15 protein-coding genes are annotated in these 14438 nt (G+C 37.4%); 10 read left to right on the top strand and 5 right to left on the bottom strand.

What is annotated here, in order from left to right:
- Positions 1–83: 83 nt before the first annotated feature.
- From ACY2RU_RS00915 to ACY2RU_RS00905, 3 genes are read right to left on the bottom strand one after another with little or no spacing between them, the layout of a single operon-like run.
- Positions 84–710, bottom strand: coding sequence for a response regulator (locus ACY2RU_RS00915; protein ID WP_490136522.1), 627 nt, complete (start codon positions 708–710; stop codon positions 84–86).
- The gene (locus tag ACY2RU_RS00910; RefSeq protein WP_490136521.1) at positions 707–2566 is read right to left on the bottom strand and encodes a sensor histidine kinase; all 1860 of its coding nucleotides are present in this window, start codon (positions 2564–2566) and stop codon (positions 707–709) included. Before ACY2RU_RS00910 ends, ACY2RU_RS00915 begins: the two co-directional genes overlap by 4 nt.
- Positions 2567–2569: 3 nt before the next feature.
- The gene (locus ACY2RU_RS00905; protein ID WP_490136520.1) at positions 2570–3220 is read right to left on the bottom strand and encodes a hypothetical protein; all 651 of its coding nucleotides are present in this window, start codon (positions 3218–3220) and stop codon (positions 2570–2572) included.
- Positions 3221–3696: 476 nt separating this feature from the next.
- On the opposite strand from ACY2RU_RS00905, the gene ACY2RU_RS00900 reads away from it, so the two are divergent.
- Entirely contained in the window at positions 3697–4083 is a 387-nt protein-coding gene (locus tag ACY2RU_RS00900; RefSeq protein ID WP_490136519.1) for a pyrophosphohydrolase domain-containing protein, read from the top strand.
- A 21-nt stretch (positions 4084–4104) separates the two neighbouring features.
- Here the strand turns inward: ACY2RU_RS00900 and ACY2RU_RS00895 are convergent, their stop codons facing one another.
- Positions 4105–5184 carry a branched-chain amino acid aminotransferase gene (locus ACY2RU_RS00895; RefSeq protein WP_490136518.1) on the bottom strand — a complete coding sequence of 360 codons (1080 nt, stop codon included), beginning with the start codon at positions 5182–5184 and terminating at the stop codon, positions 4105–4107.
- A gap of 121 nt (positions 5185–5305) precedes the next feature.
- On the opposite strand from ACY2RU_RS00895, the gene ACY2RU_RS00890 reads away from it, so the two are divergent.
- The 3 genes from ACY2RU_RS00890 (at position 5306) to ACY2RU_RS00880 (ending at position 7535) form a co-directional block, all read left to right on the top strand.
- Positions 5306–5812: a DUF4920 domain-containing protein gene (locus ACY2RU_RS00890; protein WP_490136517.1), complete on the top strand. Its 507-nt coding sequence runs from the start codon at positions 5306–5308 to the stop codon at positions 5810–5812.
- Between the two features lie 4 nt (positions 5813–5816).
- Entirely contained in the window at positions 5817–6485 is a 669-nt protein-coding gene (gene mnmC2 / locus ACY2RU_RS00885; protein ID WP_490136516.1) for a tRNA (5-methylaminomethyl-2-thiouridine)(34)-methyltransferase MnmC2, read from the top strand.
- 147 nt (positions 6486–6632) lie between these two features.
- A complete protein-coding gene (locus ACY2RU_RS00880) occupies positions 6633–7535 on the top strand; it encodes a TIGR01777 family oxidoreductase (protein WP_490136515.1) in 903 nt (300 codons plus the stop codon).
- A 54-nt stretch (positions 7536–7589) separates the two neighbouring features.
- Here ACY2RU_RS00880 and ACY2RU_RS00875 read toward each other — a convergent pair whose 3' ends face one another.
- The gene (locus tag ACY2RU_RS00875) at positions 7590–8258 is read right to left on the bottom strand and encodes a YceI family protein (protein WP_490136514.1); all 669 of its coding nucleotides are present in this window, start codon (positions 8256–8258) and stop codon (positions 7590–7592) included.
- A 154-nt stretch (positions 8259–8412) separates the two neighbouring features.
- Here ACY2RU_RS00875 and ACY2RU_RS00870 point away from each other — a divergent pair, with 154 nt between their 5' ends.
- From ACY2RU_RS00870 to ACY2RU_RS00845, 6 genes are all read left to right on the top strand, one after another.
- A complete protein-coding gene (locus ACY2RU_RS00870; RefSeq protein ID WP_490136513.1) occupies positions 8413–8982 on the top strand; it encodes a nucleotide exchange factor GrpE in 570 nt (189 codons plus the stop codon).
- 3 nt (positions 8983–8985) lie between these two features.
- Entirely contained in the window at positions 8986–10095 is a 1110-nt protein-coding gene (gene dnaJ / locus ACY2RU_RS00865) for a molecular chaperone DnaJ (protein WP_490136512.1), read from the top strand.
- A 254-nt stretch (positions 10096–10349) separates the two neighbouring features.
- Entirely contained in the window at positions 10350–11276 is a 927-nt protein-coding gene (locus ACY2RU_RS00860; protein WP_490136511.1) for an ABC transporter ATP-binding protein, read from the top strand.
- A 10-nt stretch (positions 11277–11286) separates the two neighbouring features.
- Positions 11287–12600, top strand: coding sequence for an ABC transporter permease (locus tag ACY2RU_RS00855; RefSeq protein ID WP_490136510.1), 1314 nt, complete (start codon positions 11287–11289; stop codon positions 12598–12600).
- Between the two features lie 5 nt (positions 12601–12605).
- Positions 12606–13529 (top strand): mechanosensitive ion channel family protein, encoded by a 924-nt coding sequence (locus tag ACY2RU_RS00850; protein ID WP_490136509.1) that lies wholly within the window; start codon positions 12606–12608, stop codon positions 13527–13529.
- A 24-nt stretch (positions 13530–13553) separates the two neighbouring features.
- Positions 13554–14438: a DUF6268 family outer membrane beta-barrel protein gene (locus tag ACY2RU_RS00845; protein ID WP_490136508.1), complete on the top strand. Its 885-nt coding sequence runs from the start codon at positions 13554–13556 to the stop codon at positions 14436–14438.

Here is a 14438-nt window from a genome sequence, read left to right as displayed (position 1 = left end):
ATTTTGTCACACCTCAAAGAAATACCCTATGAAGGGTATATTAAAAACGACTACATGTTTATGGGGTAATAGTGTAGATGTGATTAAAAATCATACTTTTTTTCGAGGGCATAGCGCAGTAATTCGCCTTTGCCAGATAGCCCTAATTTTCGGATCATATTTTTTCGATGTTTCTCTACTGTAGAAACAGAGGTAAACCTTACAGCAGCTATCTCACTTGATGTTTTTCCTTCGCCAATAAGCGCTAAAATGGCACGTTCGCTTTTAGACAGGATGAGTTTCCTATTTGATGTTTTTACCTCTTCAGAAAGAAAAGAAATATCAATTGCTTTATCGAAAAACGTGTTACCTATAGCTACTTCGCGAATGGCTGTAAGTACTTGTTCAAGGGGTGAGTTTTTGAGAAGATACCCAGAAGCGCCTGCGGCATGCATCTGCCGAACAGCCTCTTCCTGATCAAACATGCTAAAAGCGATGATCTTTATGTGCGGAAACTCCTTTTTAATAATTTTAGCTGCTGCAATACCGTCAATTTTGGGCATTTTAATATCGGTTAGTATCACTTTTGGCTGTTTTAACCGTACTATTTCAATTAGTTTTTCTCCGTCATTGGCTTTGCCTACGATCGAGATATCCTCTTCGTATTTCAGTAATAAATCAATACCATCTACAAGGCTTTGATGGTCTTCGGCGATTGCTACAGTTATCATATGGGTATATCAATTACAATGGTAGTTCCATTTCCTTTGGAAGAATCTACTTCCATACTTCCTTCGAGGTGCTCTACACGTCTTTCAATGCTATCGAGCCCCATCCCGTCATTGTTTTTTACTATTTCCTTTGGATCAAAACCTACACCATTATCTTCTACAATAATATTTAAGGAATCTTCATGTTGAGTGATCGAAATACTTGCTTCGGAAGCATTTGCATGCTTAATAATATTAGTAACTAGCTCTTGAATAATGCGAAAAACCATGATCTCTAACGAATTTTCAAGTCGGTCGTCCAATCCAAAATCCTGAACATCTATCTGTAAATTTTTTGTAGTAGAAGCATTTTTAGCGAGTTTCTGAACAGCCGGGAGCAGCCCGTTTTTTGCCAATACACCACTGTTTTTTAAGTGGGCCATAGATCGAACTTCGGCATAAGCGTCGTTTAAAAGTTCTCCGGTTTTCGCAAACATTTCGTCTAAATGTTCAAGCTTGGTCTTATTTTTTGAGAGATGGTCAAATTGGAGTTTAGCAGCAGAGAGAGTGGCACCTACACTATCATGTAGATCGGAAGCCAGGCGTTGCCGTTCCTTTTCTTGACCTTCCAACATAGCGTCAATGGTGGTAAGCTCTTGGTCGCGTAAGATTTTCTCTGTTTTTTGAATTTCGATTTCTCGTTGTTGCTCAGCAATACGTTGTTTACGTTTGGTGTTTTTCTGAAGAAGTATAGCGATGATACTCCCAATTATGATTGCGAGGATACTTCCAATCCATAAGAATCGCTGTTGTTGTTTCTTTTTAGCAACTTCATTCTGAAGAAGGAGATTCTGTTTTTCCTTTTCACCAGCTTGGAATCTTGTAATGTTAGCATTTTGAGCAGCTACATTAACACTGTCGCGATAACGCATGTTTAATTTTGAATACCGAAGTGCTTCAGAAGGATTTCCGATCGCCTCATAATCACTCATTAAAAGGTCGTAGATAATTATTTTTACGTTTTTCCGATAAAGGCTATGATGAATGGAATCAGCCTGATGTAAGAGTGTAATAGCTTTTGAAATATCGCCCTTCTTTCGCGCAACATTTGCCTGATTTATTAAATTATAAGGTAATCGATAATTTACTGGGGCTTTCTTTAGCATCTCTGCTTCCTGTTGAATGTAATAGGAAGCAGAATCTATCCTCCCGCTTATTTCTGCGTGATAGACACTTAAAATACTTGGAATACGGGCATTCACTAGTAAATCATCACTTTGTTTGGCGTATTTTTTTGCTCGATTAAAATAGAAATAGACAGAATCTTTATTTCCGGTTAAAAAATGTTGTTGTGCTCTAGCGAGGCTGGCTGTGATTACTTGTTTTGCAAAACCGTTCTCTATTGCTGTCGTTTCGTATACATCTAAATAGTGCTGCTTAGGATAGGTGTAATGTTTTTGAGATCGGGTAGTGGTATAGATCTCAAAATTAATATCGTTTGCTTTTTCTAATTCATCTAAAGCATAAAACAGTGATTGTGCCTTCGAATACAACGGCAGCGCCACATCCTCATGGTTTCTGGCGTTTTCAGATTCGGCGAGAAAGAAATAATAGGTGGCTTTATCATAACTGCTAAGGTTGGTTGTATCTAAACGATTGATATAATTGTAAGCCGAATCCATTTCTTTTAAGGCAGAAAATATTTTAACATGCGCTAGTGTTTTTGTGTTTTCTGGTGCATCTAATTTTAAGGCATACATTTTTGCCTTTTCAAATTGATAATTATTTAAAAGGGAATCTAGTATATCATCTTGTGCAAAAGAGTGTGATCCTGTTAGCACAATTAGTATAAAGAGTAATTTGTTTAATACGCTCATTAATTATCTCGGTGGAATAACTCCGCCTCCAACTGTACTTGGTTCAATAAACGATGGAAGGGCATCAATGGATGCTTGGATTTCTCCTAGTGCTTTTTGAAAGTTACTGGGTAGTTTGTTTGATTTTAATTTATCTATTATAATATTGTCTATGTCTGTTTGGCGTTGTTCATAATCTTCATCATGTATTGTGATCAAATAGATGGTGGTGTTTTGGTCAAAATCTTTTAAACCTAGAACCTTAGTGGCATTATTTTCATCTCTTAGGACCCGATAATGTCCATTACTAGTATTTTCAGCCTGTTTGCTATGTTTAAAAATTTCTAAGATGACATTATTATTGGGCACATTTAATTTTTTGATGACCGACAATTTTGGGCTTGCCTCACCAGTTTCACCGGTAAGATCAGGATAATTGTAAAATGGGACTTTTATAGATCGACTATAAAGAACAGAGTCATTTTTCTTTTTTAATACTCCGTGGAAAGAATTGAAATCAACTAATTGACGATTGGGTTCTTGAGAGCCAGCTGATGTTGTTTCACAATTCGCGAGTTTTTCCTGTGTGATGCTCAATTCTCGATTACAATCATCGCAACAGCTAGAAAGTAAGATCATGCTGAAAAATGTAATGCCTAGGTAAAATAGTTTCATAATTACGTTTTTTAGTTTCAGTAAAATTAGTGGTAAATTCTAATAGCATTTATACCCATTAAAGGGTATTTAACTCAAAAGTACAGAGATAGCCACCGGAAATGTACAGACTAATTGTTGTCTCTACGATAAATCTAGCGTCAAAATGATGGGAAAGCAAATTAATTAGGAAATAATTTCCAATGTTGTGATAGCTAATTAGCCTTTAAGGTAAATCTTAATTGCAATTAACAATCCTACAAAAGCCAAAAAGCCAATAAGGATCCAAAGGCTACCTTTAAAATATTTTTTGTCTCTCATTTTATCTTTTCGATAGCTGTAGATAGTTATTGCCACGAAGGCAACAATAAAAAAGATAGCAAAGATGAGTTGGTTGGTTGAGAACATATCTAGTATTTCTAAAATGCAAAAATACACAAATCCTTTGGTGAAACTAGCGGTAAATGATAGCTTTGAATATTAAACAAATAAGAAAAATGAAAAACAAGATAGCAGCTGTACACGAATTTCATACGGCATTTGGTTTAGGGATCAACAATAAGCCTACAGCGCAGTTAGATATAAAGAAAAACCTTTTGCGTTACGAACTTATGCGCGAGGAGAACGAAGAATATCTGGAAGCCGCAAACAATAATGATTTGGTTGAGGTAGCTGATGCACTAGGGGATATGCTCTATATTCTTTGCGGTACGATCATTGAGCACGGCATGCAACATAAAATTGAAGAGGTCTTCAATGAGATCCAACGAAGCAATATGAGCAAATTAGGCGCAGACGGAAAACCGATCTATCGTGAAGACGGTAAGGTTTTAAAAGGGCCAAACTACTTTAAACCAAATATTCAGAAAATACTAGAATCTTAATAAGATTAGAGATTTAGGTGTTTAGGCACCAACTGCTAAACTTTTAACCTTTACTCGCCAGCCAAAAGGATCTTCAGCAACATTGTATTGAATGTCCATTAGCTCCTTTTTAAAGCGTGTAGCGTAACTATCGGAAGGTTTTTCCAGTTCGTAAACAATATCTTTATAGCTAAAGGCGCTTACCGGGCTTATTACGGCTGCAGTTCCGCTTCCAAATATTTCTTTTAGGGAGCCATCTTTCGCTGCATCAATCAATTCGCTTACGGTTAATTTTCGAATGTCTATTTTGACACCTGCTTTTTCAGCAAGCTTGAGAACACTTTTTCGGGTCACTCCATCTAAGATACGATCGCTTGTAGGCGCCGTAATTAGGGTGTCGTTGATTCGGAAAAAAACATTCATCGTTCCAGCTTCTTCCAAATATTTATGTTCATTAGAATCGGTCCACACCACTTGCTGAAAGCCTTGCTCCTTTGCAAGATTGGTAGGGTAAAATTGTGCTCCGTAGTTTCCTGCTGCTTTTGCTGCTCCAACGCCTCCGTCGGCTGAGCGACTGTATTTTTCGGCGATCATTACTCGTACATCACCTGTGTAATAAGCCTGTGCAGGAGATAGGAGGATCATAAATTTATATTCGTTTGATGGAGAAGCAGAAACACCTACCTGAGTTGCTATAGCAAAAGGTCTAATGTAGAGTGAGTTTCCAAAGCCTGGTTTTACCCATTCGCGGTCCATATCGACAATTGTGTTCAAAGCTTCAAAGAAAATTTCTTTAGGAAATTCAGGAATCGCCATTCGCTTAGACGATTTATTGATACGAAGAAAATTTTCTTCTGGACGAAAGAGAAACACATCACCAGCATCATCCTTAAAGGCTTTCATCCCTTCAAAAACTGCTTGTCCGTAGTGAAACACCTTGGCGCCGGGAGATATAGTAAGCATGCCGTATGGCTTGATCGTTGGGTTACGCCATTCGCCATCCTTATAGTCACATTCAAACATGTGATCAGAGAAAACACTTCCGAAGGAAAGATTGTCAAAATCAACATCACCTACTCTTGATCTACTTGCCTTTTCTACAATTAATTTTGTCTCTGTCATGTGTGTGATTTACTTGGTTTAATATTTCGCAAAAATACTCAAAATTTTAATGCTAAAAAATGGTCAAAAATTATTAAAATTGCAGTATATTAAAACACTATATAATAGTTAATAACCCATTATGAAAAACTTATTTTTCCTGTTGCTTTTATCGATCCTGTTCGTTGGTTGCAACAACAAAACTAAAGAAAGTACAATTCCTGTTGAATCTCAAGAGATTGCGCAAAACTATCAGTCGTTTGGCGATAAGATCTCAGATGACAAGGTGCTCTCAATGCAAGAGATTAGTGAGAAATTCAACACGCTAAAATCTGGAGATACGGTTCCTGTTAAATTTACCACAAAGGTAAAAGAAGTATGTCAGAGTAAAGGTTGTTGGATGCGTCTTGATATGGGCGAGGAAGAAGCGATGGTCAAATTTAAGGATTATGCTTTTTTTATGCCAAAAGACATTGCTGGGCAAGAGGTGATTGTAGAAGGTATGGCATTTGTTGAGGAGATGAGTGTTGACGAACAACGTCATTACGCAGAAGACGCTGGTAAATCTGCTGATGAGATCGCTGCGATCACTGAACCAAAAAGAACACTTTCGGTTATCTCTAACGGGGTTCTAGTTCCTGAAGAATAAAATTGTGAAGCGTGAGTTCCTTACAACTGGTGATGGTTCTGTAACCATACATTTGCCAGATTGGGATGAACAATATCACTCAAAGCACGGTGCTATTGCTGAGGCGAAGCATGTTTTTATTCAAACAGGTTTACGTCATTTTTTTTCTGAAGCAGAGCTGAAACAAATTTCAATATTAGAAATTGGTTTTGGTACAGGGCTTAATGCGTTATTAACGCAGCTCGAGGCGGAAACTAATTCATGGGGTATTGATTATACGGGTATTGAAGCTTATCCTGTTTCCGCTTTGGAAGTAGAAGGGCTAAATTATACTTCAGAGTTAAATATGCCTTCGGAAATGTTAACCCAAATGCATAGCGTTCCGTGGGGAGATCAAGTGCAATTATCTACATTTTTCAATCTTCGGAAGCGCAAACAATTCTTTTCAGAAATTTCCGAAGAAAACACATATAACCTTATATATTTTGACGCTTTTGGTGCGCGGGTGCAACCTGAACTTTGGACCGAAGAGATCTTTTTGCGGATGTTTAATGCGCTAAAAATAGGTGGAGTATTAGTTACCTATGCGGCCAAAGGAAGTGTTCGCAGAGCCATGCAAACCGTTGGGTTTAAGGTAGAGCGTCTTCCAGGACCTCCTGGCAAAAGAGAAATGCTTCGAGCTACTAAAAATTAAATTACTAAATCAATATTTGGAGCATTTGGCAAAACATGTTGGCCTTCTATCTTGCTGCTTTACATACAACACTCAACCAATTACTAATCTTCCGTTAATGTCCTTGTAGAAGGACGATTTAAGCTGTAAATTTAAAGTAAAAACAGCATGAAAATTTTAATTGCCGGAGCAACGGGTTTAATAGGTAGCGAAGTAGTACGTCAATGCCAAAATGCGAATATTGATGTACACTATTTAACCACGAGGTCCGAAAAGATAGAGAATAAACCTAATTATAAAGGCTTTTTGTGGAATCCCGCTAAGAATGAAATAGACGGAAATGCATTTGATGGTGTTTCAGTTATTATCAATTTGGCTGGGGCTAGTATTTCCAAACGATGGACCAAGGCATACAAAAAAGAAATTTTAGAAAGTAGAGTGAATACAGCTGGTTTGATGTATCGGTTTTTAGAAAAAAATGAGCATCAAGTGAGTCATTATATTTCTGCCAGTGGTGTAAGCATTTATCCAAATTCTAAAACAATGCTTTACTTTGAAGATAGTGAAGCTATTGATACTACTTTTTTAGCTGAAGTAGTAATTGCCTGGGAGGCTGCGGCCGATCAATTTTCGTCCCTAGGGATCGATGTCGCAAAATTACGAACGGGTGTGGTGCTAGATTCTAAAGAAGGAGCCCTTCCACAAATGGCCAAACCTATACGCTACAATATGGGAGCGCCACTTGGCGATGGTGAACAATGGCTCTCATGGATCCATATTAAAGATATTGCAGCAATGTATGTTTTTACGGTACAAGCACAGCTAGAAGGCGTATATAACGCCGTATCGCCCAATCCAGTTACCAATAAGAAGATCACTCAGCAGATCGCTTCAAAATTAAACAAACCTTTATGGTTGCCTCATGTTCCTGGTTTTATGATAAAATTTCTCTTAGGTGAAATGGCCACATTGGCGCTTGACGGACAATTGGTAAGTTCGGCAAAAGTACAAGAACAAGGATTCAATTTTTCGTACATTAATGTTGCACATGCATTAGACGATCTACTATAAAAAAAATGCGCGATGAGAATTGTCATCGCGCATTTTTTATATGTCTTTTTAGACTTATTGCTTGTTTCCGTGCAATTCGATGGTCAGTTTAATTTCATCATTGATAAACTTATCTCCTAAATTGTCAAAAATATTCTTAGAACCATAGTTTACACCCCATTTGGTGCGATCGATTGTAAATTCCTGACTTTTAAGAAAAATAGTATTTCCAGGAAAGGAAACAATAGCTGGGAAGGAAATAGGATTAGTCTTGTCTTTGATTGTTAAATTTCCATTGACAGTGACCTTCCCGCCTTCACCTTCTACACTCGTAAGTTCGAATGTAGCAGTAGGATATTGATTTACATTAAAAAAGTCACCTTCTTTTCCTTCAACAGTACCCATAAGATGTGCCTCTAAATTGGCTTTAGAGTCGCCTTCTAGGTCGGTGTTTTTAATAGATTTCATGTCGATCACAAAATTACCTGATTGGATATTTCTGTTTTCTACGGCCAATTCGCCAGAGGCTAAGTTGATCGTTCCAAGGTGTTTTCCCGTCGGTTTATTACCCTCCCAATTGATGGAAGAAGTTTCGGTGTCTACAGAAAAAATGTCGGCAGCTGCAGAAGCAGTAGCTGCGTCGGGAGTTTCCATGTTTTCCTCTGTCTTATTCGCGTTTTTACAGGCCGTAAATTGAAAGCCTATAAAGGCTACTAGCGCCAATCGTATTATTGAATTTGTCATAAAATTGTTTTGTTAATGGTTATAGGAACGAAAATAGATAACTGTTAATCGCTTTCTCTTAAATAAATTATAAATTACGTTGTGACATTTTGACATTTTTACAGAAATGGCAGTACTTTTGCTTCCTTCTGAAAAGATTAAAATAATGCGATTTATGAGCAAAAAGAGTGAATTACAAGATCAAGATGCCATCGTTAATGATGAAATGAACGATGCGCATACTGAAAACCATATAGAAACTGAAGGGAAAGATTCATCAGAATCTTCTGAGATTAGCCAGCTTGAGACTGTTGAAAAAGAATTGCAGCTCGAAAAAGATCGCTACCTGCGTCTTTTTGCTGAATTTGAAAATTACAAAAAACGTACAGCCAAAGAACGAATTGATTTGTTTAAAACGGCCGGAGAAAGTGTGATTACTGCCATGTTACCAGTTTTAGATGATTTTGATCGTGCGTTAAATGAGTACAGTGGGGAGGAAGATGATGTACATGTTCAGGGGATGACTCTTATAAGTAATAAATTAAAGGAAACCTTGCGACAAAAAGGCTTGGAGGTTGTAGAAACTGAAGTTGGACAAGTTTTCAATGCGGATGATCATGAAGCGATCACGCAGATTCCGGCACCTTCCGAAGATATGAAAGGTAAAATAATAGATGTAGTTGAAAAAGGGTACGCCCTTGGTGAGAAAATTATTCGCTATCCTAAAGTAGTGATTGGAAACTAAGTTATGAAAGAAGATTATTACGAATTATTAGGCATCTCAAAAGGTGCTTCAGAAGCAGAAATTAAAAAGGCCTACAGGAAAAAGGCTATTGAACATCATCCAGATAAGAACCCTGGCGATTCTACTGCAGAAGAAAAATTTAAAAAAGCAGCTGAGGCCTATGAGGTTTTAAGTGATCCCAACAAAAGAGCACGCTACGATCAATACGGGCATCAAGCCTTTGAAGGTGGAGGCGGATTTGGCGGTGGCGGCATGAACATGGATGATATTTTTAGCCAATTTGGTGATATTTTCGGTGGTGGTGGCTTTGGTGGCTTTAGTGGTTTTAGCGGCGGTGGAAGAAGGACCATCAAAGGAAGTAATTTGCGAATTCGCGTTAAACTTACTTTGGAGGAAATTGCCAATGGCGTTGAGAAGAAGATCAAAGTAAAACGCAAGAAAGTAGCGCAAGGCACTAGCTTTAAAACGTGTACAACCTGTAATGGAGCCGGACAAGTAACCCGCATTCAGAATACTATTTTAGGACGTATGCAAACATCGGCTACGTGCAGTACCTGTGGTGGAAGCGGTCAAACAATCGACAAAAAGCCCGCTAATGCAGATAATCAAGGGATGCTCACTACCGAAGAAACTGTCTCTATTAAAATTCCTGCTGGCGTTGTAGAAGGAATGCAACTTAAAGTTTCTGGTAAAGGAAATGATGCACCAGGGAATGGAATTGCCGGAGATCTATTGGTTGCAATTGAAGAATTGCCACACGATACTTTATCACGTGAAGGTGATAATCTGCACTACGATCTTTATATTAGTTTTGCGGAGGCTGTCTTGGGAGGTTCAAAAGAAATTGATACAGTTACAGGAAAAGTGCGTATTAAAATAGAGCCAGGAGTTCAAAGTGGAAAGATATTACGCTTACGAAATAAAGGAATTCCGAGTATAAATAACTATGGAACAGGAGACCTTTTAGTTCACGTAAATGTCTGGACACCAAAGACCTTAACAAAAGAGCAAAAGGACTTTTTTGAAAAAATGACGGGTGATGAAAACTTTCAGCCAAGACCAGAAAAAGAGGACAAATCCTTTTTTGAGAAAGTAAAAGATATGTTTTCTTAAAAAAACGTTAATTAAAAATAATTTACCTATATTTGGTTATCGCTTTTCTTAAAAGCGGTAATTTTTCTTTTTCATAGCAATTTTTTTCCCACCCTACAATGCAAATTGAGGGTGGGTTTTGTTTTTTATGGCACTTCTTTTTTTATTGGTGTAACAATGATGTTCTTTGTAATACAAATAGTTTAAAATAGTCTTAATAGCCGTGAAGCATCCGTAGCAAAACAATATCTTTACGTCGCTTTTGAAAAATAAACATGGAAAAAATATTAGTAGCAAACAACGTTTCAAAGTCGTTTGGAAGTTACACAGCACTTAATAATGTCTCTATCGAAGTTGAAAAAGGGAGTATTTTTGGGCTTTTAGGTCCGAATGGTGCTGGAAAAACAACCCTGATACGTATCATCAACCAAATAACAATGCCTGATAGTGGTTCTATTATACTAGATGGTGAACCATTGCAACCCGATCATATTAGATATATTGGATACTTGCCTGAAGAGCGAGGTCTTTATAAGTCTATGAAGGTGGGTGAACAGGCCTTATATCTGGCTCAATTAAAAGGCCTGTCAAAATCTGAAGCTAAGGAACGACTCAAATATTGGTTTGACCGATTAGACATTGGAGATTGGTGGAATAAAAAGATTCAAGAGCTTTCAAAAGGGATGGCTCAGAAGATTCAGTTTGTGGTAACGGTTTTACATCAGCCCAAGCTTCTCATCTTTGATGAACCCTTTAGCGGTTTCGATCCAATTAATGCGAATTTAATCAAGGATGAAATACTGCAACTTAGGGAAGATGGTGCGACTGTTATTTTTTCGACCCACCGCATGGAATCTGTTGAAGAAATGTGCGATCATATCGCCTTGATCCATAAATCAAACAAAATATTGGATGGCAATTTACTCGACATAAAACGGGCATATCGATCCAATACATACGAAGTAGGTTTAATAACTCAAGAACAAGCAGCAGTGGTTTCAGAATTAAGCGAAAAATTTACACTGTCGCCTGCTACGTTTAAAACGCTCCATAACGAGCTACAATACAAAATTCAAATTCCTGAAAATGTATCGGCCAATGAACTGGTTGGGTATTTGACATCCAAAGGACAGCTCACGCATTTTACGGAGGTGATTCCTTCAGCAAACGACATATTCATTGAAACGGTAAATAACAATTAATAAAGACGCTATGAATCATTTACCACTTATAATTAAACGAGAATATCTCAATAAGGTTCGTAACAAATCCTTTATTATCATGACATTTTTGACGCCCTTGATCTTTGTAGGGATCTTTACGCTCGTGGCTTATTTATCTAGCCTGAACAATAGCGATGTACGCGTCATTTCGGTGCTTGACGAAAGTGGATTATTTACTGAAGAATTTAAAAGTACCGACAATATAACCTATAATTATATCGAAGGACAAACCCTTGAAGAAGCAAAAGCTGCGGCTCAAAAAGACGAAAATTACGGCTTGTTGTATATTCCGAAAACAGATAGTATTGCTGCTTTTGAGCACTCCATTCGATTTTATTCGGAAGACTCACCATCTATTACCGTACTCGATAATGTGGAGGATATCCTCTACACCAAGGTAAATTCTCTTGCTTTGAGTGAAGCCGGAATTGATTCCGAAGTGATCGACAAACTCCGTATTCGGGTAAAAGCAAATCTTGAAACCTATAAAGGTGAAGAAACTTCAGAAATAATAGGCCTAAGTAAATTGATCTTTGGTGGCCTTGCAGGATATCTCCTGTTTATGTTTATTATTATCTACGGAAATATGATTATGCGTAGTGTTATTGAAGAAAAAACGAGTCGGATTATTGAGGTTATTATTTCTTCAGTAAAACCTATCAAACTAATGCTTGGGAAGATTATTGGAACTTCTTTAGCGGGCGTAACGCAATTTTTAATGTGGACGATCCTTATAGGCGCGCTCACTGTAATTATACCTGCCATTTTTGGTGTAGACACTTCCACTATCGAAACACCGCAGCAGCAGGCTTTGGCTCAAGCTGCTGGAGAAGGGGGAATGGAGAATATAGTGGCACAAGGTCAATTGGTCTTTGATAGCTTACCCATAACCAATTTGGTTGTTATGTTCTTGTTCTTTTTTATTGGTGGATATCTGTTATATGCTTCTATGTATGCAGCTATTGGAGCTGCAGTTGATAGTGAAACAGATACACAACAATTTATGATGCCTGTATTATTACCACTTATTTTAGCAGTTTATGTTGGGTTTTTTACCGTTATTGACAATCCGCATGGTACAGTAGCACAGGTGTTTTCTTATATACCATTTACTTCTCCGGTAGTTATGTTAATGCGTATACCTTTTGGTGTTCCAATTTGGCAACAAATACTGTCGGTAGTCATATTATTTGCTACATTTATGGCTACGGTTTGGTTCGCCGCAAAGATTTACCGTGTAGGTATTTTGATGTACGGTAAAAAAGCAAGCTATAAAGAGATCCTTAAATGGTTAAAATATTAAGATAGGTGCAAGAAAACGTTACCGAAAAAATAGAGGAAGTAGTTAAGGAGGATATTTGGGGAATCATCAAAGAAGTGTTAAACCTTGGGTTTCACTTTGGTGAGGGTGATAAGCAGATCAATATTACCGTGGGCCTCATTCTCTTAATTTTGGTCTCCTTTATTATCTCTAGCTTTTTACTTAAGATGGTGCGTACGCTCTTTACGCGCAAAATGGATACCAATGATAAATCTAAATTCATTAGTGTCTTTAAATTTATTAAATACCTCGTTTATATAGTTGTAGTATTTGCCGTACTCAGTTTTGCAGGTGTTAATGTGACACCCTTTTTGGCAGCCTCTGCAGCCCTGTTGGTAGGTTTGGGGCTTGCACTTCAGGAGTTATTTCAAGATGTTATTGGTGGTATATTTATCATTATCGATAAATCATTATTAGTTGGTGATATTGTTGAAATAGAGGGTAAAGTAGGTCGGGTAATAGATATAAAATTACGTACTACACGTGCAGTTACTAGGGATGATAAGATAATTATTATTCCTAATCACAAGTTTATAACAGACACCATCTACAATTATACTCAAAATAGACGAACCACTAGGGAGAGTGTGCAAGTTGGTGTTGCCTACGGAAGTGATACTGCCAAAGTAAAAGAATTACTTCTTGAAAGTGTTGCCAAGCAGGCAGGTGTTTTAAAATCACCTAAACCCTTTGTTTTATTTGAAAATTTTGGCGATTCATCATTAGATTTTGGAATTTATTTCTATATAAATGATAGTTTTACCGACCCACGTATAAAAAGCGAAATACGTTTTACCATAGATATGCTCTTTCGTGAGCATAATGTTACAATACCTTTTCCACAGCGGGATGTACATATTTTCGGCACTCAAGACGTGCCAAACACTTCTTCCAAAATGGAAGATGATTAATTGAAAAAGTTTCTTTTAACCTTTATGAAAAATTGTATCCTTAGTTTTCTTGTGCTGATAGCCATAAATCTGGAATCCGTAGCACAGTCAACCGATCTCGCTAGAGTAGAATATCTGCATATTCCGTTCTCAAAATCTAATAATAGTATTAGCAGGTATCGCGTTTTTGCACAAGCACCAATTCCGCTAAACAAAGAACTTACAAGTTTTTTTGTAGTAGGATTAGAATATCGATATCACAGTATTGATATTCAGGATGAAGTGCCATTTGATCCAAAGATCATTAGCTCTGTTCAGCGTATGGACGCCTATGTTGGCTATGTTCAAAGAATAGAGAATGATTGGGTCCTTGGCGGGAAAATGGGCGGCAGGATCGCTTCAAATCTCAAAGATGGTCCTTCAGGAGATGATTATATTTTTGAAGGAGGCATCTATGCTATAAAAGATAGGAAAAATGACACAATCAATACCCCGTGGCGTCTTATTTTAGGATTGACGTATTCAACAACACCTGGTAGAAATTATCCTCTGCCACTAATTAATTATTATCGAGAGTTTCGTCCAAATTGGACCTATACCTTGGGTGTTCCCAAAACAAATGTGCGCCATTATTTAAATGATAGCCACAAAGATGCCTTACAAGCATATGTAACATTAGATAATTTCTTCGGAAATTTGCAAGAGAACATTATAGTGAATGGAAAGCCAGCTGAAAATGTTTCAATGACCACGGTTATTGCTGGTTTAGGATATGAACACTACTTTACAGATCATTTGCTGTTTTACGGTTATGGTGCTCATACAATTTATACCGAATTCCGCTTGCGAGATAATAACAGAGAAACAGCCTATATAATAAATGAAGATAATTCGTTATACTTTAGAGCGGGTTTAAAATTCAAATACTAA

This window comes from Ulvibacter sp. 2305UL32-6, from assembly GCF_058148545.1.
The sequence above is the reverse complement of the archived record's forward strand: the minus strand, read 5'-3'. Positions and strand labels throughout refer to the sequence as shown.